2 protein-coding genes and 1 pseudogene are annotated in these 1,984 nt (G+C 73.0%); 2 read left to right on the top strand and 1 reads right to left on the bottom strand.

Features of this window, described 5'->3' with window-relative positions:
• Positions 1-67: 67 nt before the first annotated feature.
• Entirely contained in the window at positions 68-961 is an 894-nt protein-coding gene (locus AA75_RS26880; RefSeq protein WP_051813453.1) for a DUF5324 family protein, read from the bottom strand.
• 155 nt (positions 962-1,116) lie between these two features.
• Between AA75_RS26880 and AA75_RS26875 the strand changes: the two genes are divergently transcribed.
• Both AA75_RS26875 and AA75_RS52445 read left to right on the top strand, forming a co-directional pair.
• Positions 1,117-1,641: a peptidylprolyl isomerase gene (locus AA75_RS26875; RefSeq protein WP_033822851.1), complete on the top strand. Its 525-nt coding sequence runs from the start codon at positions 1,117-1,119 to the stop codon at positions 1,639-1,641.
• Positions 1,642-1,722: 81 nt separating this feature from the next.
• Positions 1,723-1,984, top strand: a pseudogene (locus tag AA75_RS52445) (hypothetical protein); the annotation flags it as partial.

Raw genomic sequence — 1,984 nt, 5'->3', positions numbered from 1 at the left:
CCTGTCCGTCAGGTCGGCGGCCGTTTCGCGTCTCCGGGCTGCGGGGCGCCGGGCCGGAGGCGGTGGCTCAGTGCGGTTTGCGCGGGTCGTGCGGCTTCGGGCGTTCGTCGCCGGGCTTCGGCTCGGCCGGGCCGGGGTGCGGGGCGCCGTCGGCGGCCGACGGGTCGGCCGGGCGGTGGTGCGGGCCGCCCGAGGCGCCCGCCGAAGAGCCCGTCGGGGTCGACCCGTTGACCAGCGTGGCGTCGCCGTCGGCCGGTGCGGGTGCGGAGCCGGCCGCGCCGGTGGCCGCGCCGCCGGACTGCGGCGCCGGGGGTTCGACCAGCCACTCGGGGTTGCTCTGCTTGCGGTACCACTGCCAGATCAGCACGCCGCTGCCGATGGCCACGGTGCCGGCCACCGCGAGACCGGTGGCCCAGCCGTGCCGGTTCTCCTTCTTGATGTTCTTCGCCGCCAGATCGCTGATCTCGGACGCCGTCACGTGCCCCTGCAGGGCGGTCAGCGCCGCGGTGCCCCTGGTGTGGGCCTCCTGGGCCAGTGGGGTGACGGTGGCCTTGGCCGTACCGACCGCCTCGGTGACCTTGGGGACCAGTGTGGTCCTGGCCTGCTGGCCCGTCCTGGCCGCGGCCAGCTTGGCCGCCAGCGCGGCCTCCTGGGCGCGGTGCACGGCCTTGAGCGTGGTCTGCTGGGCGCCCGGGGGGAGACCGGCGAATGCGTGCTCCAGCTGCGGTGCGAGGTGCTTGGTGTACTGGGTGCGGGCGGCGTGCGCGGCGTCGGCGGCGCCGGTCCTGGCCTGGGCGCCGGCGGCCGCCGCCATCGGACCGAGCGCCTCGATCCGGGGTGCGAGCAGCTGCTTCGCCCCGTCGGCGTAGTACAGGGCGGTCTCCTTGGCGGTGACGGCGTACGGCGTGAGGGTTTCCTTCGTCCGGCCGGCGGTGTCGCGCGCTGAGTCCAAACGGGTCACGAGCTTCTCCTCCTCGGTGGCATCCTTTATGCACCTTTCCACCTGTTTGGAGATCATGCATGCTGTTCTGTCGCCGAGCACGCCGGGCTGAGCCGTCCGCGGGTCGCGTGGGATGATTCATGGTGTTAGTGACACTGGAGAGAGGAAGGCATTCCGTGGCCGAGGACCTGACCGCCACCCTGAAGACCAACCGCGGTGACATCGTGGTCAAGCTCTTCCCGAACCACGCCCCGAAGACGGTGGCGAACTTCGTGGAGCTGGCCGAGGGCGCTCGCGAGTGGGTCGACCCCAACACCGGCCAGAAGTCGAACGCGCCGCTGTACGACGGCACGATCTTCCACCGCGTCATCGGTGACTTCATGATCCAGGGCGGTGACCCGCTGGGCACCGGTACCGGTGGCCCGGGCTACAAGTTCGCCGACGAGTTCCACCCGGACCTCGCGTTCACCAAGCCGTTCCTGCTCGCCATGGCCAACGCCGGCCCGGGCACCAACGGTTCGCAGTTCTTCATCACGGTCACGCCGACCACCTGGCTGACCAACAAGCACACCATCTTCGGCGAGGTCGTCGACCCGGCCAGCCAGGCCATCGTCGAGCAGATCTCCAAGGCGCCCACCCGCCCGGGCGACCGCCCGCTGGAGGACGTCGTGATCGAGTCCGTGGTCATCACCCGCGGCTGAGCCGGTACGGCGTAGCCTGGACGGTCCCGGCGCCCCCTTCGCGGTGGGCGGCCGGGATCCGTCATGAGGTGGAGGTACCGGATGCTTTCCGGCTCGTCCGAAGGCCCGGAGCCAGGTCAGGGGCCGGGGTCCGGCAGTGGCGGCGGCCTGCGCGGCTGCTACCGGCATCCGGAGCGGGAGACCGGCGTGGCCTGCACGCGCTGCGGCCGGCCGGTCTGCCCGGAGTGCATGACCGCCGCCGCGGTGGGCTTCCAGTGCCCGGAGTGCGTGGGCGCCGGGGCGCGGCCGCAGCGGCCGGTCTCCGCCCGCCCGGGCGGCCGGGCCCTGGTGGCGGGCGCGCCGG

The organism is Kitasatospora sp. MBT63 (assembly GCF_000710465.2).
In the GTDB taxonomy this organism is placed as follows: domain Bacteria; phylum Actinomycetota; class Actinomycetes; order Streptomycetales; family Streptomycetaceae; genus Kitasatospora.
Note: the sequence above shows the minus strand (reverse complement) of the source record. Positions and strands in the feature narration are given on the sequence as shown.